The organism is Pseudomonas tremae (genome assembly GCF_023278125.1).
In the GTDB taxonomy this organism is placed as follows: domain Bacteria; phylum Pseudomonadota; class Gammaproteobacteria; order Pseudomonadales; family Pseudomonadaceae; genus Aquipseudomonas; species Aquipseudomonas tremae.
The window spans coordinates 3,832,251-3,856,802 of the sequence record NZ_CP066270.1 but is presented as its reverse complement, the minus strand read 5'-3'; the positions used below and the strand labels follow the sequence as shown (position 1 = coordinate 3,856,802).

Genomic DNA, 24,552 nt, shown 5'->3' with positions numbered 1-24,552 from the left:
CATGAAAGATGCATCCAACACCCGCCACACCGCTGTAAAACCCCTGCACCAAGCCATTCGGGCGATCAATCGCGCCTCCTGTGGTGCGTTGGCCTGCTACCTCGCCAGCATTGGAGTGGCACATGCTGCGCCCTACGTGGAATCCGGTCAGGCAGGCAACACCGCCAGCTGGCGCAGTGCCGAATTCAATGCCGACTGGGGTGTTGGCGCGATCAATGCCGACCAGGCCTATGCTGCTGGTTACTCCGGCAAGGGCATCAAACTGGGCATCTTCGATCAGCCGGTCTACGCCGCGCACCCGGAGTTTTCCAGCGCCAACAAAGTGGTCAACCTGGTCACCAGCGGCATCCGCGAGTACACCGACCCGTATATCCCGGTGAAGGCGGGCGACGCGTTCCGCTACGACGGCGCGCCAAGCCTGGACTCCGGCGGCAAACTCGGCAACCACGGCACTCACGTGGGCGGCATCGCGGGGGGCGATCGTGATGGCGGACCGATGCATGGCGTGGCCTACAACGCGCAAATCATCAGCGCCGACAACGGCGACCCGGGCCCGGAAGATGGCATCGTACTGGGCAACGACGGCGCGGTGTATCAGGCTGGCTGGAACGCATTGGTCAACAGCGGCGCAAGAGTCATCAACAACAGCTGGGGCATCGGCATCACTGATCGCTTCGACAAAGGCGGTCGCGATCCGGCATTTCCGCACTTCACCGTGCAGGACGCGCAATTGCAGTTCGACCAGATCCGCCAGATCCTCGGCAGCCGTCCGGGCGGCGCGTATCAAGGCGCTATCGACGCGGCGCACAGTGGTGTTGTCACCATCTTCGCCGCAGGTAACGACTACAACCTCAACAACCCCGACGCGATGGCCGGGCTCGGCTACTTTGTGCCGGAAATCGCCCCCAACTGGCTGACGGTCGCCGCCTTGCAACAAAACCCCAACGCAGCCGCAGCGGCCACCACGCCGTATACGCTCAGCACCTTCTCGTCGCGTTGCGGCTACACCGCCAGCTTCTGCGTCTCGGCACCGGGCACGCGCATCTACAGTTCGGTGCTCAACGGCACCAGCCTTGCAGACCTGACCGTCGGCTGGGCCAACAAGAACGGCACGTCGATGGCCGCACCGCACGTGGCCGGCAGCATGGCCGTGCTGATGGAGCGCTTTCCGTACATGACCGGTGCGCAGGTTGCCGACGTGCTGAAAACCACTGCCACCGACCTCGGCGCACCCGGTGTCGATGCGCTGTACGGCTGGGGCATGATCAACCTCGGCAAAGCGGTCAACGGCCCAAGCATGTTCGTGACTGAGGCCGACATTCCTGCCGAGTTCCGCATCGAAGGCGCATACGGCGACAGCCAGTTTGTGGCTGACCTGCCTGGTGTCGGTGCAATTGTCGATGCCAGCAAACCGACCCAGCGCACCTGCAGCGGGCCGCAATGCGGACTGGACGTATGGAGCAACAACATCGCCGGCCACGGCGGCCTGACCAAACAAGGCATCGGCACCCTCGTGTTGACCGGCGCCAACAGCTACAGCGGCCCGACACTGGTCAATCAGGGCCGTTTGGCCATCAACGGTTCGCTGGCCTCGGCCGTCACCGTCAACAATGGCGGCATACTGGGCGGCAATGGCAGCGTCGCGTCGCTGACCGCCAACCGCGGCGGTACCGTTGCGCCGGGCAACTCCATCGGCACCTTGCAAGTGGCGGGCAACCTAAATCTGGCACCGGGTTCGACCTACGCGGTCGAGTTCTCCCCCACTGCCAGCGACCGCATTGTGGTCGGCGGTATCGCGACCGTCAGCGGCGCCAACATGGCCCTGACGCCGGAAAACGACAACGCCGCACTGCTCGACAGCAATCAGACCAGCAGCGTACTCAGCCAACAGTTCAACGTACTGCAAGCCGCTGGCGGCGTTCAGGGCCAGTTCGGCTCGGTGACAGATAACTACGCGTTCCTTGACGGCAACCTGGCCTACAGCGGCACCGGCGTGACACTGGCGCTCGAGCGCAACGGCGACAGCTTTGCCAGCGCCGCACAAACCGACAACCAGCGCAGCGTGGCCCAGTCCATCGAGCAAATGAATGCGGGCAACTCAGTCTACGAGAGCATCATCCTCAGCCAGGACACCGCCAGCGCACGCCGCGCATTCACCCAACTGTCGGGCGAGGTGCACCCGGCCATCGCCACGCAATTGATCAACGACAGCCGCCAACTGCGCGATGCCGTAGGTGATCGCCTGCGTGTAGAAGGCTTGTACGACCAGCCAGCACCGGGCAGCGAAGACAACTCGGTGTGGGTCAAGGCGCTAGGTGCCTGGGGCAAAAACAGCGGCAGCAGCGACAGCGCCAGCTCGACCTCATCCTTGGGCGGCCTGCTCGCCGGTGTCGACGGCCTGATCAGCGAGCACACCCGTTTGGGTGCGATGGCAGGTTACAGCGACACTTCACTGAGCCTGGGTGACGACACCCACTCGCGTGCCTCGGCGGACAGCTACCACCTGGGCGCCTACATCGGCCACGAACAGGGTGCACTGCGCCTGACCGCAGGCGCATCGCACAGCTGGCACCGCATCGACGTGAAACGCGACCTGCAATTCGGGGTGTTCTCCGACCGCCAGAAGGTCAAGCGCGACGCCCAGTCGAGCCAGGTGTTCACCGAAGCCGCCTACCGCCTCAACCTGCAACCGCTGGCACTGGAGCCATTCGCCAACCTGGCTTACGTCCACTTCGACAGCGACAGCTTCACCGAAAAAGGCGGCGCCACTGCCCTCAAAGGTAGCGACGACACCCGCGACACCGTGCTCTCGACCCTGGGCATGCGCGCCGGTAACCGCTTCAACCTCAACGACACACAAAAACTCGACGTCTCCGCCACCCTCGGCTGGCAGCACAACCTGAGCGACACCTCGGCCGAACAACACCTGGCTTTCGCCAGCGCAGGCAACAGCTTCAACACCCAAAGCGTCTCCATGGACCGCGACGCCGCCGTAGTCGGCGCCCGCGCCAGCCTGGCGCTGGGCAAGGACGCGCGCATCAACCTGGACTACAACGGGTTGCTGGGTGCGCGGGATAAAACCCACGGCGTGGGCTTGTCGCTGGATTGGCAGTTCTGATGCATAACGCCTGCGGGGTACAGTAGCCCCGCAGGCTATCGCCACCTATCGCGTCCATAGCTCCGCGTGGGCATGCATTTCGTGACGCTCGGCGTCACATTCAAGCCATCAGGCAAATGCCTGGCTACTCATAAATCCAGGCTTCTGGCCTTAGGGCGTGGGAGCAAGCTTGCTCGCGATCTGCCGGGAACCGGCAGCAAAACCTTTGAATGCGGTACGTCAGACACAACCGAGGTCACCCATTTCAGGGCCGTTTCGCAGCCCATCGTAGCCGTCGTAACCTCCTGAAACTCCTACGCCCTCCGAGTAGAAGCTTGTTCTCCGGGTTCGTCAGGACTCGTATATAGATTTCATTCCTCCACGCGGAGCCAATGATTCAAGATCAGCTTCAGACCTGCGTCTCAGACCCGGATAGCAGCCAAGCAAAGGCTGCTTTTGAGTTGCCAAAGCAGATGTACGAATTTCCGATTTTTTTGCAGGTGCTATGCGGCTCTTGAAATTTTTTGCACTTCTTCTGTTAAGTTGCTCAGGCAGAGCTGTATTAAGAATTGTCAGGGAGACACTGAATGTTCTTTTTTCACATGCTGCCCTCATGGGATGACATACGGCGAAAGCTTGACCGTGATATCGCGCCCTACAGAGGGGGCCATTTTCGCACGCATCGAAATGAACCCGTCCCATCGCCCGCGCTGATCATTCGCCGCTTCAATTGTGTCCGGTCCGCGTTCGACCGCGCCGAATGGGAGGCTTGTCGCATACTGGGACAACGTTTCGTTGACCTCGACATCTCCAGCATCATCAAGGACTTGATCGACGTAGTCACCCAGATGGCCATGATCGTCGTGGGCAGTGCTTTTGTCGGAGGGGTCGCCGGCGCAAGCGCGGGCGCACTCTTTTTCGGGGTGGGTGCTGCTCCCGGTGGTTTAATGGGCGCTGCATTGGGTGCGCAGGCCAGTACTTTCATATTGGGGATTCTTGGTCTGGAGTCTATCGCTGAATCCGTCATCGACGGCTTTCCGCGCATCATTCATTACTACACTCGCGGTATCAGAACAGCATGGCAAGGCCCCCGCGAACAAGGGTGGAGCTCCTTCATGGGAGACGACCAGGTCGCACAGAACAGTGCGGTTCAGGAAATCGCACAAGGGCACGTTGAGGTTGTGATTCTGCTTCTGGGCGCGATGGTTCAGTACATCACACGCGGTCGCGGTAATGCTCGTGCCCTGGCGAATGAAATGCGAGCCAGCGCCAAAGGCGAGCGATTGGGCCAGTGGATGCTTGAGCATGAAGATGAGCTGAAGAAGCGACCTGATTTGCAGAGGCCTGAGCCGGGTAGGGGGGCGCTGGAAGCTCAAGAGTCTGCAAATCATCCTGCCCCCAAGTCGCCGCAACCAGATCCACCTAACCCGAAAATCATCTCAGACAACCCATCCCTCGTCGATAAAAAAGCGGAAAAACATATTCTGGACGGAGATGGCCCTACGTCCGGAGGACATCGTTTTGGAACCGGCGTTCCAAGCAAGTCTGAGTTTCCAAAAAGTTGGAGCGATGAGAAAATTCTAAGTACTATCTCAGATATTGCTACTGATCCAAAAACGCAGTGGTCCAGTCCAGATGGTCGTGGCTACCAAACTGGTTCTGGAAATCGCGATGGAATTAATATAAAAGTTGTTTATGATAAAGTAAAAGGCCGGGTTGTAACCGGGTACCCTACTAATACTCCCAAGAATCCTAAATTATGAAATTTGATTACGAGCTTATCGAAAATAATCTTGATTTTTTACTTGTTGAAATCAAAAGTCAGTCGGAAGTAGCATCTTACTTTCCGGTCGAATCACTATCCTATGATGATCAGGTTAATCAGTTGGATGAGTGGCTGCACGACGCTGGAGAGTATGGGTTGGTTTATGAAAGTATTGTTTGTCTGCTTGAGAAGTTCCCATTTAAGTTGTCTGGCATTGCATCGATAAAACTATTGGAGGTTGGTTTGATTTTTGGCTTCAAAACAGAGATGGAGATTGATTCTGCTTTTGATAGGCGTTAGTGTAGTAGGTGTGAGAGGCTTGCATTATGGATGAAGTATTTTCAATTTCCCTAAAAATATTCGGCGAGCCTTTTGGTCGACAAGAAGTGCCAATGTCTAGCATCGAGCGCTATAAGGGGAAATTACCTGACCTGCTGTTGCATTACTGGAGTGAGCATGGCTGGTGCGGCTACGGCGAGGGGATTTTCTGGATGGTGAACCCGCAGGAATATGAGGGTGTGACAGCGTCATGGATTCAAGACACCGAGCTTGAAAACCAAGACACTTATCATTTAATCGCTCGAAGCGCGTTTGGTGAACTTTATTTTTGGGGAGAAGAGACAGGAGCGTCGTTTAAAATAACTAGCATTGTTTCCCGCTGCACGACATTTATATCCAGTCTGCCCAAAGATCAAATGGATAAACGGTTTCAAAATTTTTTATTGTCGGCGGAAGTGGAGTATAACGATTTTGATGATCTGTTTCAGCCTGCGAAGAAGAAGCTGGGCACTTTGAGTCACGATGAGATGTACGGATTTGTTCCTGCTATTATATTGGGTGGGAGTGACGCGCTAGATAATTTGGAGAAAGTAAGTTCAGTAGAGCATCTTGTTTTTCTATCTCAGCTTTCTGATCTTGAAACATACGATTTTTAATGCAAAGCGGGGCCTGCTTATGAATGATGAATATGAAGTGTTAAATCCCGAAGTCGAGCAGGAAGCCAAGGCTTGCATAAGGAGAGTGCTCTGGGAATCCTTGGATGAAAAGATCTAAGTCAGTGCTTCAAGCTTACGATAAAAATTTGGGCGTGGCCTTATGAAGAGAAATTACCAAGCTGCTTTCATAATCCCTATTGGGGCATCCAAGGTTTTAAGTGATGATGGGTGGGAGTTTGATAGCTTTGAACGACTTCCTGAAAGTACGGGAGGATATTTAGCTGAGCGTCTAAATCTTGAGTTTATGGAGGAGTATACGGGCATCAGAAGGTATGTAAGTAATCAGATAAACATGTCGATTTTTTTTGACAGCGCTAATGAAGTAGAGAATATTTATTTCCAGGCTTTTGATAACGGTCTGGCTTTACTTCCTGAAGCCTGCAAAAGTGAAGAGGTTACTTGTTATGCAGAAATCTTTATACCTGAAAAGCAAGAGTCTTCAAAAGGAACTGCCTGACCGCTTCGGTTGAAGGCTGATAAGACGCTAAATGCCTTGGTTGAATAGAGATATAAATACTGAGGTGCGGAGACTTCTAAATGATAGTCAAGCAGTGTGAGTGGATCTCAAAAGATGCTAAAGAGGCAATGCTGACAATTAGTGACGGTAAAATGCAGTGCGCAGCTTTTTCTCATCCATGTTATAGAAGTACTGGAGATGTGCTGCTTGAACCTCTACTCGCCGTATCAATCAAAACATAGCCAAGATGAAGTCGGACTCTCAACCATACATACGATGTCTTAGAGATGGTCTGGCACATGAGTTTTTGGCTGAGGTAACTAATCTAGAAAAATCTCTAGTGGTTGCGGGTACATTCATTATTGAGTTGGATGATGCTTTGCCTAGAGACATAAGCCTCGGGGATATGATCAGTTTCAGCTGTGGGCGTCTAGACGTGATTTCCTGATTTCTAAAGATGATGCTGCCGATGTGTTGCCATTGCTGCCACAGATGCGGCAACTGGATTAAATGCTCTACTGTTTTTAGTTTTTTTACATGCATCAAGGGATGCAGGTTCACCAAGCATAGCGCTGGAGAAAAACTATAGATTTCATCATGGTGAAGCTTTCCGCGCTTTCATCTGCCCACCTTAAACTAATGTCGGTTTCGTACAAATTGACTTGGTAGATGACCTCGGCGGACGTTTGCAAACAAAAAATTGATGGCTCATTGTCATCATGGTAAAACCTTGCAACAGACATCCGTCTGCACTCGCTAAGGAATAGCCATGAAAAAGACAGGGACAGGCTTCGTCGCCATACTCGCATTGCTCTGCGCCTTCTCCGCACACGCCAGAGAAACGCAGATCACAGACGCCTCAATCGTCAACGCCATCATCCAGGAATCCATCGACAGCTATTCCGGCAACTGCCCTTGCCCCTACAACGCTGCCCGCAACGGCAGCCGATGCGGCAAGCGCAGCGCGTATAGCCGTGAAGGAGGGGAGGCGCCCACCTGCTACAAGGAAGACGTCACCAAAGAAATGATCAACGACTATCGACGCCGCCTGAAAGACTGATCCAGCAAAACACGATGGTCGTCACCCGCCGCCACGACCATCACGCGACATTTAACCCAGCCGAGAGCAACCCAATCTAGAGACAGGCAACACAGCCCGCCACCACGACTTCGCCAAGCGATGCGGCCGCGCATCAGCCTGCATCTGCGGATGCGCCAACACCTTCGGCATATCCCGCAACCGTATCCACGGCTCGCTGTGCCAGTGCAACATACTCACCGACAACCCCGGCCACTGCCGCAACCCGCGATTCTCCGCGTGATAGTGATGCACCATCATCGCGTACGTCCCCGACTCACTGACCATCAGCTCTGGCTCGGCTTCGCCGCGCAGGTCGAGCGTGATCATTCGGTGCTGGTCTGCGTCGAGCTTGCGCAGCGTCCGCTAGTTCAACGGCCAGCCGATCATGCGACCGAGATCGCGGGCGCTGAACCAGGGTTGGTTTTCGAGGAGGAGGGCGAGGAGCTGGCGGTTGTGGCGGTGGAAGGGGGTTGGGGTGTGGGGCGTTGTCTGATTTAGGCTTGCGATGTGAGGCATCTAGGTAATCTCTACATTTTTAGCTTTTTGAGAGCTAGGCGTCGGGAGCTAAGAAACCCCAATGTAGAAAAGGCCGGACGTATTCCCCTTGCGGGTCTTGTATTGGTCTGTAGTGGTCAACTGATCCCGGACACGACGTTAAGTTTTTTCTCGTACTGAGCGGGTGCCAGTCCATTATTGAACTGGTGTGGCCGAACCCAGTTGTAGCGATGCATCAGATAATGACTGATATCCCGCTGTGCCTCTTGGGCCGTCATGTAGCCCACGGCGGGTATCCACTCGGTTTTCAAGCTGCGGAATACACGCTCCATCGGCGAGTTGTCGTAGCAATTACCTCGGCGACTCATGCTCTGGCGCATGCGGTATCGCCAAAGCCGCTGGCGAAACTGTCGGCTCCCATATTGGGAGCCCTGATCTGAGTGAAACAGCAGGCCCTGAGGCTTGCCGCGTTGCTCATAAGCCATGTCCAGCGCCTTGATGACCAAGTCCGTGTCCGGTTTGTTTGAAAACGCCCAGCCCACCACCCGACGCGCATAAAGATCCATAACCACCGCCAGGTAATGCCATTTTCCTTGCGCCCAGATGTAGGTGATGTCGCCACACCAAACCTGATTGGGCGCGGGTACATCGAACTGCCGATTCAAAATGTTCGGAATGTCAGGCCTCTCCACTGTTGCTTTTTTATAAGCATGAGAGCCAGGTTGCTTGCTGATTAATCCCAGTTCCCGCATCAGGCCACGTACCTTGAACCGGCCAATTTGCTCGCCATCTTCCTGCAATACCGAAACGATACTGCGGCTGCCAGCAGCGCTTCGACTTTGCCCGAACAGCTCATTGACTCGACTGAGTAAACGAACCCGCTCGGTGTCTGGAGCCCGACGCCGCTGGCAATGGTCGTAGTAGCACGAGCGAGGTGTCTCGAACATCTCGCACAGCAATTCGATCGGCTCATGGGCACCTAGCTGATCGATCAGCGCAAGCGCTCGTGTTCTTCCGACATCAAGAGCGCGGTAGCCTTTTTAAAATGGATTTCTCCCGCTCAAGACGAGCGATGCGCGCTTCCAGCTCCTGAATTTTCTGCTGCTCGGGCGTCAGGGCTTTGCTCTGAGGCGTCACGCCATTGCGCTCCTGCTGGAGCTGGCTAACCCAGCGACGCAGCGCAGACTCGACCACTCCAAGCGAGCGAGAAGCTTCGACATGGCTATAACCTTGATCGAGCACGAGGCCTGCGGCCTCACGTTTGAATTCAGCGGAGAAGGTACGGCGTTGCTTGGTCATCAGACACCTCTATATCTGGCGATATTCTCGCCTAAATGAGTGTCCGGAATCATTAGACCACTACACTCTGTGCTGCCCCCCTTATTCCTGCTGCGTGCGGGCACTAGGGCGACGGCGCAAATTCTGGCCGAGACTGCTGTTTAAAGCCTGTCGAGCAGTGCTGATCGCTTGCTCCGCACCCTGCAACGCATGCTGACTATGGCGATTGGCACTCGCTTGCATAACCGGCGCAAGGTTGCCGCGCATGAATGTCTCCAGGCTCGTTGGCTTAGGGTTACCTTCGCGGAAGTTATTCTTTGCGTTGATTGCCGCAAACTGCGTCTGAGCACCGATGAATGAGGCCGCAAGGCTGTAGGCACCGAGAAATCCGACAACCGCATTGGGGATATGGCCTGCGCCGCCGCAGATCGCTGCAGCGAGTTTATTGACGATCGAAGGTGTGAACTGGCCGGCCAGGCCGAACATGGATACGTCCGTGGAGACCTTCTGCGTCCACTGGGCCTTGAGTTCGCCCTGCTTTGCGTACTTCACCTTGGTCATGTTTTCCAATACGTGCATGCCGCCGCTATTTACGCAGTCGTCGAAAGCCTTCTTTACTTCTCCGTCCGGCAAATCGGTCAAGAAGTTCGGATTCCCTTCGCGGATGGCTTGAGTCACCGCAGACATGTCGGCCGACAGCGCCTTATAGCGTTCGACTTTTGCGCGGATCTCGGGAGGAGTGATGCTCGAAGTGTTTTCAGGCAAGGCATTGAGCGCATGCCCCGCGTCGCTGATTTCGACGCCAAGCACTTTTTGTCGCTGTTTCAGGTTCTCTTGGGTCGACTTGACCATGTACTCCGACACCGAAGTGAAGACCCCGCGCAGCTTCGCTCGGTCGACGTCGCGGTCCGGGTCCATTTCCTCACCGGCCAAATAGCGCTGCTTACCTTCGGGCGTGAAGGCGTCGTAGAACACGATAGCTGCCTTGACATTGAATTTCTGCTTGTTCCGCTCGTCCAAGCCAGCCATAGGCGACTGTAATAGCGAGATCGCTGCCGCATAGGAGGTACCGACAGCCGGACTTGCGAGCGCGTTGAGCCCCTCAAAATGGCTTTTCCGGTCAAGAGCAGGATTCATGCGTGTCGGTATCTCGTCTTTCTTCAGACCTGACAGTCCGGAGGTCAACGTACCGCCCGACGCGCGGAGACTGCGCGGGATGCGCTGCCAATCATTTCCTTCCTTCTGGCGAAGGTTTGAAAACTCGGCTTTCAGCGTAGTCTCGCGTTGCTCAAGCATGTTCGGGCGGCTTGCCTCTTCCAAGGCTCTAAGTGATTCCCGAGTCTGCGGAGCGGTGTTCTGCAGCGCATTATTGACGCCCTCCAGGGCCTCGCGCAGACCATTGAAGTGGGTATCGCTCAAATGATCGAAAAACAATTCAAGTCCTTCGTCCGTTTCGAGAAACTTTGGATCCCTTATCCCCACCGACGTAATCGCGGCCTGCACAGCATCATCGAAAGAAGTCAGAGCACGACGCGTGTCTTCGTTCAGGCCCTCCAGAGTCTGGGCTGCGGCATCCAACCAGATCTCGTCATTGACTTCGCCTTTGGCCAGCACGGTTGGCGCATTACGTCCGCGGATGTTGTCGCACAACGAAACAATGGCAGGCTGAATGCCGCCGGCCATGAACGGCTTGGCGGCCGCGAACGCAAGCGCGCTGCCGAAACCAGACCACGGTCCGTGGACGGCGCCGATGAAGCTTGACGCACCAAACGTAAGCATACTGGGTAACGCGCTGCTGATAGGGTTTGGCAGGCCAGAGTTGAAGCTGAACTTTAGGAAATTGTTCACGTCACCGCCATGCATGCCCCTAGAGGCATATGCCATTACACGGATCGCATCGTCGTCTATCCGAGCAGTCATGGTCTTCGCGCAGATGTTCTCATGGCCTTCGCTGGCGTGGCGCTCGTCGTGTACCCGAAAAGTTTCGCAGAGCTTAAGGTAGAGGTCAGGGTGCGTGGGCGCATTTTTGGCGGCCAGATAGGCAGTCTGCAATTGGCTGAGGTCTTCCGGCTTGCGCGACATCACAGTCGTCCCGTCCGGTATGGCCTTGGCCGCCGCCGTGATGTCTCTAACGCGCGCCGTGGTAAGTTGCTCTGCGGTCTGCGTCGTTGCAGCGGTGGCCTGCGTTCCCTCTGTTTGCGTGATGCCACTTATTTCATGAGAGCATGACGCTTCTTGCCCAATATTGGTTAGAGGATTGTAGTGTTGTGTTGCACTAATTGATTGAACGGGCTTCATCGCTGCCTCGACATTGTTGTTTATTTGACCAGCCGGCAAGAGCCGACGCCCCGCCAATGAGTGTTCGAAAATCACAGGAGGGTTCCAAAGACAGCTTCGAAACAGAGTCTGATAATAGACTTGGCAGGATTGCTGGGCCGCTGCACAGCCAAGGCGCTGAGGGACATTTTATGAACGAGATTCCTACCCCTGTCACGGGGTTCATAACGTGTCGTGTACAGAGCCGCTTCAGGCCAAAGACAATGTATGACTATCCCATTCTGGTTCGGAACGAATTCGAGCGACAGTGAGATGATTCAGTCCAATTGATTTCCCGGGGAGGGCACACAGGAACCCTGATCACAAATGCTAGAAGGGTGAACATCTTATGCAACGAATGGGACATGCGGTCGGTGAACTCATCACCCGACTGAGCTGTCATGCCTTGATGGCTGGTGGGCGGATCCACAGAGACGATCCGTATGCCTCGGTTATCGATTGCCTTCTTGAGAGATCGACAAGCCTGGTCATCCATCCGCGACAACCGATTGATGCTTTCCACTAGCAGCACGTCACCTCTGCGAGCATCCTTGAGCAGTCGGATCAATTCCGGGCGGGTCGGCATGGCTGCCAATGGCATTCGCAAATAATTCCGGTTCATGACGATCAATTGCAGGTCTAACCAGATGAATGCAGGTTCATTCGCAAATATTCCGGTTTGCTGGCTCGGATAGACGCAAACAATCCCGGTCGAAAAACGCGATGATTGCAGGTCGAAGCCATTTCGATTGCAGGCCGATACACTTAGGGTCGTTCTCTGCCGGTTATGTTCGCGAAACGTGCTGGTCAAATACGATGCAAATGACTGGTCAGGCCGAATGCATATGGGTGGGCAAGTCTGTGCAATTACCCAGGCCGTCGAGGGTCAATCGCCCAGTACCTTTCGGATTGCACGGGCAAAGCCCACCTCGAACACCGTCCGGCCGCGCTCGCTCAGGATCTCTCCGTGGCTGCCTTCATGCAGGTCACGTTCTTTCAGGTAATCGGCCGACACTGCCTTCTGCAAGGCATCGCGTTCTGATGGGGTCAGGTGTGCGGACAGGGAGAGCACAGCCACAGGCTGCTTTCCAGACGCAACCGAAATGGTCGCACCCAAGGGGCGCCGGTCCACGGTTAAATGTGTCGTGGACTTCAGGACGTTGAGTTGCGCCTTGAGCGTGTCACGTTCTGAGATAATGGCCTGCATGATGGAGCGGATAGCTGGGTCCCCGATGCGCATCAAATACTCATGGCTTGCCAGCATCTTTTTTGGTTTGGGAGCAGGCGGTCCGGCATAGGCCGCCCAAGCTTCAATGAGGATCCGGTAGTCTGCGGATTGGGCATTGTAGAGCGCGCGACCTTTCATAATGCCCTCGGCTTCGATCAGGCGGCCGATTGCTGGCAACGAAAACTCCCGCGAGCCGCTCTCGTTCTGCTTGCCGCACACCTCATGCATCTTTGTTAGGTTTGCCCTCCGGTTCGCGCGTCCGCCTTTCGCGAGTAGCGACTCTAGGACCGCGTCCGGATGGATGTCGGTTATTCCGTTCATGCTTCATCTCTCTTGAATAAGTGCTTCCCCGCGGGAGTGCCTGGTAAAGTTTGCCGTGGGTAACAACGAAGTGAGATCCAAGTTGAAGTGCTGGCTGAGACTGACACCCGCATCTATCAGGTGAATGACTTCTCGTTTCCCCAGGGCCGGATTTTTCGGGTTCATTTGCCGAGCCAGGTGGCGCAGAAAGGCGTTACCCACTTTGAGCTGCTCATCTTCGCTTAACAGCATGAATACCGGCGCCATATCGTCTCGATAAAGAACTGCATCAAGCAATTGACTACGGCGAAACACAGCCTTGCCCGGTTCGAGGTCGGGATAGACCTCAACGTCTTCACACACGCCCGCGAGCTGGAGCAATTCGGACTCTGTTTCCTCGAAGGTGACATGGACGTCCGCTACCGTGCCGACAGCAATCAGTTGCGTACACTCATCATGGGAGGTTTCAAGCGCCGCTTTACAACGCTCAATGAGTCGCCAGCAGGAGACAAGGTCTTCGGCGAGATCACTGAAGCGTTTCATGGACTTTTCCCATACACGCTCAGCTTGCCGATAGTCGTTCATTCGGGTGAAGGGATGGCCGATTTCCTCAGCATCTATCTTTTGCTTTTTCAGATGTTGGAGCTCGTTTTCCGACGCGAGGCAGGTGTTTCGCGCTTCGTCGAAATGGTAAGCGAGTGTGTTGAAGTGGGCAGTGAGTGCAGGCAGGTGGTGTGGTTCCGTTACGAACCAGCGACAACGTATGCAGTTGCGAATGCCTCCTGGAACGGGCGTGAATTTTGGGACCGATGGTGACCCGATATTCACCCCGCCGTTGTGGCAGCCATCGACCGCACTGTTTTCTTCTAATGCGCTCGTGTTCCCACCAACAAGGCAGAGGCCGTGATGCATGGGCATCCAGCCCGTCGGGGTGCGGGCGGCAGGATGCTCTGGGATGGCGGCCGCGACATTCGATACGCTGTTACAGATAATATTCTGTAGAAGCTCACCGTGCTCGGTGTCGAGCAAAAACGTCTGAATGCTCGCTTCCTTGTTCGCCTCCAGGCGATCTGCCGCACCGAGCAGCACGTCGCGAATGTGCGTCGCACCTGGCTTTGTGTAGTAAACGGTCATCAGTAGGCGGCTGTGGCCGACCAGCTTTTGGAGTATGGGGAAAGGTACTTTCCCATCCAAGGCAAGAGCGGTGATGAGGGAGACACGCAAGCTGTGTAGGGGGAATAAAGTCTTCAACGCATAGACACCGGGCTCCACCGGGGGAATAAAAAGAATTGGAGTACCGTTGCGATGGGTTTCGCCCCTAGCAGCAAGTCGCTGTTGAAGGGTTTCAAGCAGGCGGTACCAGCTAGGTGCCAATGTCATTTCTTTAAGCGGAAGATGGTGCTCACCCTCAGCTGTTTCAGGCATCCGAAAGAGAAAGCAGGCGTCAGCATAACTGGCGAGCTGCACGTCGGTCTTTACCTTTAAATGGCGACCGTCAAGTTCTGCCCAAGGCGTACGCCGTGAGATGGGGTTGTACTTCTCTTGCCAGTTACGCAGTTTCTCCAGCCAATAGAAGACGTCTTGATGTACCGGCCCGCCGACGAGCCAAGGCAGGTTGTAGCCTTTGTCAGGGCCGAACTTTAAGGTGTCGGTGGTCTTGTTTGTGCTGATGTACAAAATCGTTGAAACAGCCTCACCATCGGCTAGTGGATTGCTTTTTCGGAACACACCCTGCTGCAAGGGCCTTCGTTCGCTGCCCTGCGCGAGCGGGCTCGAATTTAAGGCCCAACCCTCTGCGGAGAATCTCCAGGTGTCCGCTTCTCCAGAATCGAGCATGCGAACCTGGAACGTGCGCAGAGGCAAGATGAGCTTCACTAACAGGGCCACCCAACGGACGGGGCTCCATATTTCCAAGCGAGTGTCAGTTCGTATCGGGCGTACACGCCATATGCAATCAGGGTCGTTTTTGTCGATCTGGTCTTCTGTAACTTCAAACCAGTCGGGAGCACAAATCCCGGATTTGCCGATCCCGCTACCTATCGCGCTCTGCGCCCAATGCCAGTCTTTAAAATGCGGACCGGCCGCCAATACCTGTCGCAGTTCATCAATATAGCCGTAGGGGAGTGGCGAATGGACGCTCTCGTCCCGCTTGGGGATCGCACACCTGGAAAGACGGGGCACCGGATTGTAGAACGCCGGTGAGACCACCAACTGCCCGTAATCAGAGGTTTCGCTAAAGTCGAGCAGCAAAACGAAATTTAGGAACGCATGGATAGTGTTGTTGTAGTTGATACCCTCGACCGAATCAGAGCATACCGTGCGATAAAAATCGGGCAGAATCGTATCTCGACTCAAGAATGCGGCGGGGTCGAGTGGCAGCCGCTGCCTAATAATGTAACGTTCGAGGAAAATAGCCATCGCTGTAAGCCGAGGTGCCATCCCCCGCACCTCGCCCTTCAACCACTTCACAGCCAAGCGTTGCCACGGAGCAAGCTGGGGGTATTCACGCCCTACCCAGCCAAGGGACGTGTCACTCTTGCGAGTCAGTCCCTTCTTCTTTGGTGCCGTGATTTCGGATACAGATGGCTCGATCGCTTTCTTTTCTTGAGACATTGGCCTTCCTTATTCACAGAAGTTCATCGCGCTCATCAAATCAGTCGTCGCAGGGCCATTTTCAATGTGTTTCTCACGCAGTCGGTGCGCGGCCGCTGCGAGTTCCGCCAAGACCTCTCGGGCCGTAGCTTGCGTATAAACCTCCTGACTTTCTAATGAGGCGTGATGCATAAAGCGCCGAATCAATGTTTTATCCACGCCTGCGGAACGCAGTCGCCGGCCATAGGCGTGCCGATGCCCATGCGGTGTTGTTCCCAGTGCCTTGCCCACTGTAAGGCCTATGCGCTCGCATGCCGCAGCATGAGCCTTGTTGTATTGTGTCAGCGTATACATCGCGCCGACGGGAGCCCGGTACAGATTGATGAAAGCGAAAGGGTGATCACGCTCAAAGCGCACGACTTGGTCGAGGTAGCGTCGCCAGAGGTGCTGAAACCATTCGCCATACTCCGGTAGGAACCAATAGGCCTGCTTGTAATAGGGGGCGTCGTGTATACCGCCTTTCCACCCGGCATGACGGCGATCAAGTAAATCAGTACGCGGTGCCAAGCCGAACTCATTGGCAAGGTATTCCGCTCGATTACCTTTTCGGGATTTTCCACGTTCGTCATACCAATCACTGGGGGCTGCACCGTGGCTTGGATGGTGAATGAGGACCCTGGCTTGACCTAGGTTCGCGGGATCGGGGAACACGTCGGGTATATATAGGTGGAAAGGCTCGGATTCGCGGAAGCCGGCGCCGTGCTGCAGCAATGTGATGAGCATGCCACGGTAATCGTAGCGACCGGCTGTACGAAATCCCTTCATCAGAAGCTCCTCGAAACGCTCCTCTGGAAATGCCGGCGGTTCGCCTTTTTCAACTTTGGGGAGACGTCGACCCCGCACTCGGTGTCCGGTTTCCAGCGATACGTTCGCGGCCCACGTATGCCCAAGAAATGCCTTGCTGCGCCGATACTGGTACGCAGCCTCGTCGGTCTGTCGGTCGAAGGCGCCACCCGCGTAGCGGCGATTCACCTTGGGCGCCTCGGGGCGCATCTCGCCGAGCCATTCGAAGAAGTCGGTCAGGTGGGTGATTATGTGCGAGGCATCCTGTGGCGACCGCGGAGCCCAGCATAACCCGCTAGGATCGATTCCGGTTTCGCGGTCGAACGTCCCTGTGTAGAGGCGCTGAGCAAAGTTCTGAAACAGGTGATAAGTGTCGCGCTCGGCGGGGTTGCTTTGCAGGTATTCGAGAAACATTCGCACCGAGCGTGCGACCTTTGTCATCCACGTCAGACTTCGGTCGTGACTGCGGTGAAGGCAGTAATCGAGCAGTGGTTCCAGCACACCGCAGGACGTCAACAAAGCTGGAAGCTCTGCGTAGGCACCGGTGGCATCTGAGTAGACGCGAGTCTTTACGGTCACAAACATGATGCGTGCTCCATCTGTGGGGTGTGCAGGTCAAAGCGTCCATTCGTGGCCTTCTTCAACGACCTGATGCGACTCGCTGACCACGACGAGCGCCTTGCCGCGATGCGCCAAGCAAAAACTGGATACGAGGCCAGTATCGACACCGGCAGCACATCGTGTATCGCCAAGTGCGCCGATCCAGATGTACCGGTGAGTTTCGAGGCACACCAGGTAATAGCCGGTAGGCATATGCAATGTTCCATTCGATGCAATTGCAAGGCGGCAAACGCGCTGACGACATAGAAGACATGTGGAGACTGAGCAACATTGACTCGGCGCCGGGCAGAAGAGCAATCAGTTTGGGTGAGGCCGTTCTAACGATGGCACGCAAATCGACAGATGCATATGTAGTGGTCTAATGATTCCGGACACTCATTTAGGCGAGAATATCGCCAGATATAGAGGTGTCTGATGACCAAGCAACGCCGTACCTTCTCCGCTGAATTCAAACGTGAGGCCGCAGGCCTCGTGCTCGATCAAGGTTATAGCCATGTCGAAGCTTCTCGCTCGCTTGGAGTGGTCGAGTCTGCGCTGCGTCGCTGGGTTAGCCAGCTCCAGCAGGAGCGCAATGGCGTGACGCCTCAGAGCAAAGCCCTGACGCCCGAGCAGCAGAAAATTCAGGAGCTGGAAGCGCGCATCGCTCGTCTTGAGCGGGAGAAATCCATTTTAAAAAAGGCTACCGCGCTCTTGATGTCGGAAGAACACGAGCGCTTGCGCTGATCGATCAGCTAGGTGCCCATGAGCCGATCGAATTGCTGTGCGAGATGTTCGAGACACCTCGCTCGTGCTACTACGACCATTGCCAGCGGCGTCGGGCTCCAGACACCGAGCGGGTTCGTTTACTCAGTCGAGTCAATGAGCTGTTCGGGCAAAGTCGAAGCGCTGCTGGCAGCCGCAGTATCGTTTCGGTATTGCAGGAAGATGGCGAGCAAATTGGCCGGTTCAAGGTACGTGGCCTGATGCGGGAACTGGGATTAATCAGCAAGCAACCTGGCTCTCATGCTTATAAAAAAGCAACAGTGGAGAGGCCTGACATTCCGAACATTTTGAATCGGCAGTTCGATGTACCCGCGCCCAATCAGGTTTGGTGTGGCGACATCACCTACATCTGGGCGCAAGGAAAATGGCATTACCTGGCGGTGGTTATGGATCTTTATGCGCGTCGGGTGGTGGGCTGGGCGTTTTCAAACAAACCGGACACGGACTTGGTCATCAAGGCGCTGGACATGGCTTATGAGCAACGCGGCAAGCCTCAGGGCCTGCTGTTTCACTCAGATCAGGGCTCCCAATATGGGAGCCGACAGTTTCGCCAGCGGCTTTGGCGATACCGCATGCGCCAGAGCATGAGTCGCCGAGGTAATTGCTACGACAACTCGCCGATGGAGCGTGTATTCCGCAGCTTGAAAACCGAGTGGATACCCGCCGTGGGCTACATGACGGCCCAAGAGGCACAGCGGGATATCAGTCATTATCTGATGCATCGCTACAACTGGGTTCGGCCACACCAGTTCAATAATGGACTGGCACCCGCTCAGTACGAGAAAAAACTTAACGTCGTGTCCGGGATCAGTTGACCACTACAGGCTGGCGGTAATGGCGGCGACGGCTAAGATTGAAGGGCTCTTATCAGACTTGTCAGTTCGATGGTTTGTCTGAATAGATACCGAGCAGGTGAGAATGAGGGCAAGGAGGAGCGCAGTAGTAGCAACCCTCCTTATCAGCCAGTCTGTCAGTTGATCAGAGCATAACGCTTTTCAACGAGGTACAGACTTCAGTTTGAACGAGCGTTGGTTCTGATCATCATCTGCAGAATCATACACACTGCACTGACAAAAAATGCAGAAAAAATGAGCTGCCCGAACTCTTGAACCAAGCGCAGTTGGACGAAGTTCGGGTCCTGCATCAGAGAAACCATGGAAAGCAGGACGTAACCAACGATGAGCAGAAAGCCGCATCCATTACCAACTTTAGAGATTCTGAGCAGTACAGGTTCCAGATTTGAAACAATCGATTTGAGCATGAGGAGCTCCCACGGTAGCTTGACCTATAGGCTTGATGGCGAAGATTAAAGCAATCTTAGCTGCTTTGGAATTGCCCGTCGTAGTGCCGCCCGAATCACTCACAGGATTTCGGCAAGAGCCTTCTTGCTGGACTCCTCCGCTTCAGGATTGATCAGATCGCTGGCCAGAGCGCGCTTGTCCATGAGCATTCGCCACAGCTGTTGGTCGATGGTGTCCTCGGCCAAAGGGATTTTGACGACAACCATGCGCAACTGCTCGTTGCGATAGGCCCGATCCTCAGCTTGGTCCTGCAGCCCCGGTGTCCATGAAAGCCCCAGAAAAAAGACATAGATTGTACTCGTCTCGTTCTACCTGGCTGAGTATCACCGGCAGAGTCTGCCGCTGCTTCCCCTTCAGGTTGGGCAGCACATCCTTGCGGCGACGAAGCATCCAGTCAGATATCTCATCTCTAAGCGTCTTGCGAAACTCAGAACTGCCGGCGAGTCGCTCGCAGAACTCATCGAGGGGCAGCTGACCGATTGGGTGGCCTGAGAGCCTGAGCAGTGTGTGCAGCTCCGCTTCGCGATTGAGTACAGGCATTCCCGTCAACAGGTAGCGGTTTTATACTTGGGCAGCGATGTCGAAGCCGTGGCGTGTCCATGCAGCAGTGGGTTCCTTGAGTCGGTGCGCCTTATCAATGACCATCACCGCGAAACGGTTTGCGTGCATGACAAAATCGCCCAGTCGCTCGTAGTTGACGATGATCCAGCCAGCGTTCGCATCAACGGTTTGCATGGCAATCTGAGCCTGAGGAAACACCATCAGGATCTCACGCTGCCAGTTGATGATCAGGCTGTTGAGTAAAATTACCAGAACCGGTTTACCTTGGGCACGTATACCAGCGGCAATCACCGCCTGGCGTTTTTTGTCCAGCCCCATGTCGTCGGCAGGCATGAAGAGGCGATCAGGCGAAGGTCCGTTTTGCGGACCAGAAGTGCTAGATCGCCAACTTTTTCAAGCAGGTACTTGCCTATCAATCGATCCGTGGATGCTGTTGCACCAGTGCTTCACGCTTGGCTTGCAGTTCGGCGATTTGCGTGTCGAGGTCTTCGATCTTGTGTTCGATGTTATCGTGATGCTCTTTCAGCAGCTCACGAGCTTCTTCCATGTCGGAAGCAGCGGGCGCCGCACCGCGTAGGGGCTTGTTGGCGGTTTCCTTCATGGTGATGGCGGTCACGAAACCAACGACGGCTATGACCATGAGGTAATAGGCCGGCATGTACAGGTTATTGGTGGTTTCTACCAGCCAGGCCACCGCTGTCGGTGTTAGACCAGCGAGCAATACCGAGACGTTGAAAGCACTGGCCAGCGCGCTGTAACGGATGTGCGTGGGAAACATGGCCGGCAGGGTCGAGGCCATCACTCCGATGAAAAAATTCAACAGCACCGCTATCATCAACAGGCCGGCGAAGATCAGGCCGATTTTGCCACTGTTAATCAACATGAAAGCTGGAATGGCCAGCAGGAATAGGCCAATGCTGCCCACAAGAATGAAAGGCCGGCGCCCGACCTTGTCACTGAGGAAGCCTATCAGCGGCTGCACGAACAGCATGCCGACCATGATTGCGACAATGATCAGCACACCGCGGTTTTCACTGTAGTGCAGGTTATGCGTCAGGTAGCTCGGCATGTAAGTGAGCAGCATGTAATAGGTGACGTTAGTAACCGCAACGACGCCAATACAGGTCAGCAAACTGCGCCAGTGCTTGGTTGCGACCTCCTTGAACGACACCTTTGGCCCATCGGAAAGACCTTCACGGTCGCCCTGTTCGAGCTTGTCCATGTGCTGCTGGAACGCCGGGGTTTCTTCCAGGTGGTGACGCAGGTACAGGCCGATCATGCCCAGCGGCAATGCCAGGAAGAACGGCAGGCGCCAGCCCCACTCGAGAAACCTCTCTTCGCCGACGATCGAGGAAATCATCACAACTACACCTGCGCCGAGCACGAAGCCAGCGATCGAGCCGAAGTCAAGCCAACTTCCAAGGAAGCCCCGCTTGCGGTCCGGCGCGTACTCAGCGACGAAGATCGAGGCACCGGTATACTCGCCGCCCACTGAGAAACCCTGAGCCATCTTTGCCAACAGCAGCAGAATAGGTGCCCATATACCGATGGTCGCATAAGAGGGGATCAACCCAATGGCGAAGGTGCTGAGCGACATGATGACAATGGTCGCCGCGAGAATCTTTTGCCGACCGTATTTATCGCCCAATGCGCCAAAGAACAACCCACCCAGCGGGCGGATCAAGAAAGGAACGGAAAAAGTGGCCAGGGCAGCGATCATCTGCACGCTAGGGGACGCGTTGGGAAAGAACACCTTACCCAGAGCGTAGGCGACGAATCCGTACACGCCGAAATCGAACCACTCCATGGCATTACCGAGCGCCGCAGCCGTGATCGCCTTGCGCACCTTGACGTCGTCAACGATAGTGATGTCGCTCAATCCAATCGGACTGACTTTTTCTTTACGTGGTTTCATACCATTACTCTATAACAAATCATTTGGTGAGGAAGGCGACTTTAAATACAGTTGTCAGACAGGACACTTGTGGATCAGATACCTATGGTACGCAAATAATTCAATGCTGAAAGATTTCACCTTACGAACAGCTGTGCCGGACCGTCGCCCCGGTGTAGTGGTGATCTGATCCCGGACACGAAGTTAAGATTTTTTCCGTCCTGAGCGGGCGGCAGTCCATCATTGAGCTGGTATGGCCGAATCCAGTTGTAACGATGCATCAGATCATGACTGATACCCCGCTGAGCCTCTTGGGCCGCCATGTAGTCTACGGTCGGTATCCACTCAGTTTTCAAGCTGCGCAATACCATCCGACGCGCAGACAGACCCATAGCCACCGTCAGGTAATGCCATTTTTCTTTTAACCAATTGGTCTTAGGTTCGAAGCCCACACGACCCACCATTTCGAAAATCTGGAAGGCCCATGAAAATGCGGATTTGCAGGTTTTTTTGCGTTGCGGATTGTGATTTGCCGTATAGCTGCCTTGAGCTTCCGTAAATGGCTTGAAGGTCGAGCACCAAAGCTGAGGCTTTTGAATATGCGCGCTTATCGATTGAGTGGCCGACGAGACAGCCGCTGCACTTGCATGATTCAAGTGTCAGAGGCTGCATGAGTTAAGAGCTGGGCGTCATGTGAAAGTGCGCATGACCTTGAGAGTCTTTTCGATGTCCTCAGGCGTATTGATAATCCCGGCGGAGAAACGCACTGTTGAATGACGGTAGGGAGTAGCGCTGGCGATGATCTTCTGTGCTTTCAACTTCGCCACCACATCTCTGGGCGTCCAGCCTTTGACGTCGCAGCACACGATTCCAGCCGAAAATTGCGCGGAGCGTGGAGTGTGCAGATGCACATTCGGCAGTTTTTCCAGGCCTTCCTTCAGTTGCCCGTTAAGTTCGGAAACACGATCGGCAATACGTTTGCGGCCGACCTTTCTGGCAAACTCGAACGCTTCGATCACTCCCCATTGGTTCTCGAATGCCAGAAAGCCGCCGGGGCTTACCCATGCTGCTTGAGTTTCTCCTTGCGGTTCGCGCTCTTGCCGCCAGGCATTTGCAGGCTCGGCTGCCATGATAGTGGGGATGGTCGGCGTGATCTGTGCCCACTGACCTTCGCGGCCCCAGACCAGCCCCGTTCCGTGTGGGCCGAGCATCCACTTGTGCGTGCCGGCACTGAAGAAGTCGCAACCCAGGCTGGCGACCTGCGCCTCGGAGCAGCCAAAGCCATGGACGCCGTCGATCACATAGATGATCCGGTCTGCTTCGGAGCGATCACGATTGATCCGTGTGACGATTAGGCCTATTTCCTTGACCGGCAAGCGCACGCCTGTGCCCGAGTGCACCCAGGTCATGGCGAGTATGCGAGTTGAGGGTCGGATAGCGGCTTCGATGCGAGCGATGATGGCATCGATACTAACGTCCTCGGGGCCTTGGTAAAGGTCGATGCGCCTGATGCTTCCACCCCATTTAAGCACTGCCAGACGCATTGCCTCGTCGTGGGTGTACCACTCGTGGCTGGTCGTCAGGATTTCCTGGTCAGCTGTCAGTTTCAGACCGTTGTAGATCATCGCCAGCCCCTGCGTGGTACTGGTGGTCAATGCGATGTCCTCGGCGCGTCCCCCAGTGTAGTTTGCCGCTGCTGCACAGACCTTGCGCCAGACCATGTCTTCTGGCTTGGCGAACATATTGTCTTCCAGGTAGGTGTAGGGGTTTTCGTCGAAGGCTTTTCGATGATGGGCCATTGCGTCGCGCACGGCCTTGGGGTTGGAGGCCAGAAAGAAGTTCGAAATGTGCACGAACTCCGATGACAGGTTGAACTGCGCACGCACCGATGCCCAGTTGTCTGGATCAAGCGCCATCACCGCTTTATCCTGTTCAGAAGGCTGTGCCGCTTTCGCACTTGCCACGCCTGCAAACATGCTGCCTGCTATCAGGGTTGCTCCAACAGTGGCACCCATAAAATCGCGTCTTCCCAAACTCATATTATTCCCTGCCGGTCATATTGGCGTGCGCGCAGAACGCGCGAATAAAGCATTGAAAATACGCTGCCCATACAGGCCGACGGCCAGGCCAAGCACAATCAGCACTATTGCCAGTACTTTGCTGATCGGTACGCTTTCGTTGAATAAAACGACCGACCCGAGCATGCCGAAGATCGGTACCAGCAACGAGAGGGGGGCAACGGTCGAAACCGGGTATGTTTTGAGCAGTGAGTTCCAGATCCAGTAGGCGAACAGCGTATTGGGATAAACCTGAAACACGATCGACAGTAAGGCAGTTGTGTCTACCTGATTGACGAAAGCGGCATAACCAGCACTGCCATTGACAGCATAATCGAGAGCAAATAGAGGGATAGGCGCGAAGGCACTGGACCACACCAGAAAGCCGAATACATCCTTGGTGCTGGCCTTTTTATTGATGATATTGGCAATGCTCCAAGATACCGCGCCAACCAGTACCAGTAGCACGCCAGGCAGGCTTACTGAGCCATCGCTGATCCCGATGATGCACAAGAGTCCGGCAAGCGCGATCAACATCCCCAGCACCTGAAAACGGGTCAACGCCTCCTTGAATACCCAGCCGCCGAGCAGTATGGTGAAAAATGCGCTGAATTGCAGAACCAGCGAGGCGATACCCGCCGACAGGCCCGCCTTGATGCCAAGATTGACCATCCCCCACAGGCCAATGCCGAATACCAGGCCATAACCGATTATGTAGCGCCATGGCACGTCCGGTTTACGGATGAAAAAGATTGCCGGTAACGCACAGAGACTGAAGCGGATACCCGCGAGAATGAAAGGGTCGACGGTGGCCAGTCCCAGTTTGATTACTGAGAAATTCACGCCCCAGATTGCTGTTATCAGTACAGCCAACACTACGTGCAGTGGTTTCATGGTTGAGTTGCCTTG

At 55.2% G+C, this 24,552-nt stretch carries 19 protein-coding genes and 3 pseudogenes; 7 read left to right on the top strand and 15 right to left on the bottom strand.

Annotated elements, in window-relative coordinates; translation table 11 throughout:
- Position 1 precedes the first annotated feature (1 nt).
- The 6 genes from I9H09_RS17445 to I9H09_RS17420 all read left to right on the top strand — a co-directional run bounded on the left by I9H09_RS17445 (position 2) and on the right by I9H09_RS17420 (position 7,374).
- Positions 2 to 3,118, top strand: coding sequence for an autotransporter serine protease (locus I9H09_RS17445; protein ID WP_122346754.1), 3,117 nt, complete (start codon positions 2 to 4; stop codon positions 3,116 to 3,118).
- Between the two features lie 566 nt (positions 3,119 to 3,684).
- Complete coding sequence (locus tag I9H09_RS17440) at positions 3,685 to 4,860, top strand: DUF6861 domain-containing protein (protein ID WP_122346755.1); 1,176 nt, start codon at positions 3,685 to 3,687, stop codon at positions 4,858 to 4,860.
- Positions 4,857 to 5,162, top strand: a complete 306-nt coding sequence (locus I9H09_RS17435; protein ID WP_024690194.1) for a hypothetical protein — start codon at positions 4,857 to 4,859, stop codon at positions 5,160 to 5,162. The genes I9H09_RS17440 and I9H09_RS17435 overlap by 4 nt, the downstream gene beginning before the upstream one ends.
- Before the next feature lie 26 nt (positions 5,163 to 5,188).
- Positions 5,189 to 5,797, top strand: coding sequence for a GAD-like domain-containing protein (locus I9H09_RS17430; RefSeq protein ID WP_024690195.1), 609 nt, complete (start codon positions 5,189 to 5,191; stop codon positions 5,795 to 5,797).
- 160 nt (positions 5,798 to 5,957) lie between these two features.
- Positions 5,958 to 6,314, top strand: a complete 357-nt coding sequence (locus tag I9H09_RS17425) for a hypothetical protein (protein ID WP_236502373.1) — start codon at positions 5,958 to 5,960, stop codon at positions 6,312 to 6,314.
- A gap of 769 nt (positions 6,315 to 7,083) precedes the next feature.
- The gene (locus I9H09_RS17420) at positions 7,084 to 7,374 is read left to right on the top strand and encodes a hypothetical protein (RefSeq protein ID WP_122346757.1); all 291 of its coding nucleotides are present in this window, start codon (positions 7,084 to 7,086) and stop codon (positions 7,372 to 7,374) included.
- A 51-nt stretch (positions 7,375 to 7,425) separates the two neighbouring features.
- On the opposite strand, the pseudogene I9H09_RS17415 reads toward I9H09_RS17420, so the two are convergent.
- The 8 genes and pseudogenes from I9H09_RS17415 to I9H09_RS17380 all read right to left on the bottom strand — a co-directional run bounded on the left by I9H09_RS17415 (position 7,426) and on the right by I9H09_RS17380 (position 17,260).
- Positions 7,426 to 7,911: pseudogene (locus tag I9H09_RS17415) on the bottom strand (BRO-N domain-containing protein).
- A 116-nt stretch (positions 7,912 to 8,027) separates the two neighbouring features.
- Positions 8,028 to 9,189, bottom strand: a protein-coding gene (locus I9H09_RS17410) for an IS3 family transposase (protein ID WP_248943741.1) whose coding sequence is annotated in 2 segments (ribosomal slippage) — positions 8,028 to 8,931 and positions 8,930 to 9,189 — 1,164 coding nt in all. Because the reading frame shifts where the segments join, the coding sequence is not laid out codon by codon here.
- A gap of 81 nt (positions 9,190 to 9,270) precedes the next feature.
- Positions 9,271 to 11,541 (bottom strand): type III effector, encoded by a 2,271-nt coding sequence (locus tag I9H09_RS17405; protein ID WP_122347755.1) that lies wholly within the window; start codon positions 11,539 to 11,541, stop codon positions 9,271 to 9,273.
- Positions 11,542 to 11,716: 175 nt separating this feature from the next.
- Positions 11,717 to 12,070: a recombinase family protein gene (locus I9H09_RS17400; protein ID WP_227443816.1), complete on the bottom strand. Its 354-nt coding sequence runs from the start codon at positions 12,068 to 12,070 to the stop codon at positions 11,717 to 11,719.
- 300 nt (positions 12,071 to 12,370) lie between these two features.
- Positions 12,371 to 13,033, bottom strand: a complete 663-nt coding sequence (gmtX, locus tag I9H09_RS17395; RefSeq protein WP_057415015.1) for a gamma-mobile-trio protein GmtX — start codon at positions 13,031 to 13,033, stop codon at positions 12,371 to 12,373.
- A gap of 3 nt (positions 13,034 to 13,036) precedes the next feature.
- Positions 13,037 to 15,625 (bottom strand): gamma-mobile-trio integrase GmtZ, encoded by a 2,589-nt coding sequence (gene gmtZ / locus I9H09_RS17390; RefSeq protein WP_122347756.1) that lies wholly within the window; start codon positions 15,623 to 15,625, stop codon positions 13,037 to 13,039.
- A gap of 9 nt (positions 15,626 to 15,634) precedes the next feature.
- Positions 15,635 to 17,032, bottom strand: a complete 1,398-nt coding sequence (gmtY, locus tag I9H09_RS17385) for a gamma-mobile-trio recombinase GmtY (RefSeq protein ID WP_122347757.1) — start codon at positions 17,030 to 17,032, stop codon at positions 15,635 to 15,637.
- Positions 17,033 to 17,062: 30 nt separating this feature from the next.
- The gene (locus I9H09_RS17380) at positions 17,063 to 17,260 is read right to left on the bottom strand and encodes a hypothetical protein (RefSeq protein WP_057415013.1); all 198 of its coding nucleotides are present in this window, start codon (positions 17,258 to 17,260) and stop codon (positions 17,063 to 17,065) included.
- A gap of 222 nt (positions 17,261 to 17,482) precedes the next feature.
- Between I9H09_RS17380 and I9H09_RS17375 the strand changes: the two genes are divergently transcribed.
- A protein-coding gene (locus I9H09_RS17375; RefSeq protein WP_122346372.1) for an IS3 family transposase occupies positions 17,483 to 18,645 on the top strand; the annotation gives its coding sequence in 2 pieces (ribosomal slippage) (positions 17,483 to 17,738 and positions 17,738 to 18,645; 1,164 coding nt in all).
- A gap of 197 nt (positions 18,646 to 18,842) precedes the next feature.
- Here the strand turns inward: I9H09_RS17375 and I9H09_RS17370 are convergent.
- The 7 genes and pseudogenes from I9H09_RS17370 to I9H09_RS17345 form a co-directional block, all read right to left on the bottom strand.
- The gene (locus I9H09_RS17370) at positions 18,843 to 19,091 is read right to left on the bottom strand and encodes a hypothetical protein (protein WP_122346368.1); all 249 of its coding nucleotides are present in this window, start codon (positions 19,089 to 19,091) and stop codon (positions 18,843 to 18,845) included.
- Positions 19,092 to 19,190: 99 nt separating this feature from the next.
- The gene (locus I9H09_RS27240; RefSeq protein WP_428847137.1) at positions 19,191 to 19,337 is read right to left on the bottom strand and encodes a hypothetical protein; all 147 of its coding nucleotides are present in this window, start codon (positions 19,335 to 19,337) and stop codon (positions 19,191 to 19,193) included.
- Positions 19,323 to 20,019: pseudogene (locus tag I9H09_RS17365) on the bottom strand (SNF2-related protein); the annotation flags it as partial. The gene I9H09_RS27240 and the pseudogene I9H09_RS17365, both read right to left, overlap by 15 nt.
- Before the next feature lie 85 nt (positions 20,020 to 20,104).
- On the bottom strand, positions 20,105 to 21,607 hold the full coding sequence (gene proP, locus I9H09_RS17360; protein WP_024668762.1) for a glycine betaine/L-proline transporter ProP: 1,503 nt from the start codon (positions 21,605 to 21,607) through the stop codon (positions 20,105 to 20,107).
- Positions 21,608 to 21,723: 116 nt separating this feature from the next.
- Positions 21,724 to 21,954 (bottom strand): annotated as a pseudogene (locus tag I9H09_RS17355) (hypothetical protein); the annotation flags it as partial.
- Between the two features lie 321 nt (positions 21,955 to 22,275).
- Complete coding sequence (locus I9H09_RS17350; protein WP_005892036.1) at positions 22,276 to 23,601, bottom strand: aminotransferase class V-fold PLP-dependent enzyme; 1,326 nt, start codon at positions 23,599 to 23,601, stop codon at positions 22,276 to 22,278.
- A 39-nt stretch (positions 23,602 to 23,640) separates the two neighbouring features.
- Positions 23,641 to 24,537 (bottom strand): EamA family transporter, encoded by an 897-nt coding sequence (locus I9H09_RS17345; protein ID WP_122324903.1) that lies wholly within the window; start codon positions 24,535 to 24,537, stop codon positions 23,641 to 23,643.
- Positions 24,538 to 24,552 lie beyond the last annotated feature (15 nt).

Bases quoted from the DNA above. Each gene is read 5' to 3' on its own strand.
- I9H09_RS17425 (WP_236502373.1), top strand. From the start codon at position 5,958: ATGAAGAGAAATTACCAAGCTGCTTTCATAATCCCTATTGGGGCATCC.
- I9H09_RS17380 (WP_057415013.1), bottom strand. From the start codon at position 17,260: ATGCCTACCGGCTATTACCTGGTGTGCCTCGAAACTCACCGGTACATC.
- gmtZ (WP_122347756.1), bottom strand. From the start codon at position 15,625: ATGTCTCAAGAAAAGAAAGCGATCGAGCCATCTGTATCCGAAATCACG.
- I9H09_RS17445 (WP_122346754.1), top strand. From the start codon at position 2: ATGAAAGATGCATCCAACACCCGCCACACCGCTGTAAAACCCCTGCAC.
- I9H09_RS17370 (WP_122346368.1), bottom strand. From the start codon at position 19,091: ATGCTCAAATCGATTGTTTCAAATCTGGAACCTGTACTGCTCAGAATC.
- I9H09_RS17440 (WP_122346755.1), top strand. From the start codon at position 3,685: ATGTTCTTTTTTCACATGCTGCCCTCATGGGATGACATACGGCGAAAG.
- I9H09_RS17400 (WP_227443816.1), bottom strand. From the start codon at position 12,070: ATGCCGACCCGCCCGGAATTGATCCGACTGCTCAAGGATGCTCGCAGA.
- gmtY (WP_122347757.1), bottom strand. From the start codon at position 17,032: ATGTTTGTGACCGTAAAGACTCGCGTCTACTCAGATGCCACCGGTGCC.
- I9H09_RS17350 (WP_005892036.1), bottom strand. From the start codon at position 23,601: ATGGGTGCCACTGTTGGAGCAACCCTGATAGCAGGCAGCATGTTTGCA.
- I9H09_RS27240 (WP_428847137.1), bottom strand. From the start codon at position 19,337: ATGGTTGTCGTCAAAATCCCTTTGGCCGAGGACACCATCGACCAACAG.
- I9H09_RS17435 (WP_024690194.1), top strand. From the start codon at position 4,857: ATGAAATTTGATTACGAGCTTATCGAAAATAATCTTGATTTTTTACTT.
- I9H09_RS17345 (WP_122324903.1), bottom strand. From the start codon at position 24,537: ATGAAACCACTGCACGTAGTGTTGGCTGTACTGATAACAGCAATCTGG.
- I9H09_RS17420 (WP_122346757.1), top strand. From the start codon at position 7,084: ATGAAAAAGACAGGGACAGGCTTCGTCGCCATACTCGCATTGCTCTGC.
- proP (WP_024668762.1), bottom strand. From the start codon at position 21,607: ATGAAACCACGTAAAGAAAAAGTCAGTCCGATTGGATTGAGCGACATC.
- I9H09_RS17430 (WP_024690195.1), top strand. From the start codon at position 5,189: ATGGATGAAGTATTTTCAATTTCCCTAAAAATATTCGGCGAGCCTTTT.
- gmtX (WP_057415015.1), bottom strand. From the start codon at position 13,033: ATGAACGGAATAACCGACATCCATCCGGACGCGGTCCTAGAGTCGCTA.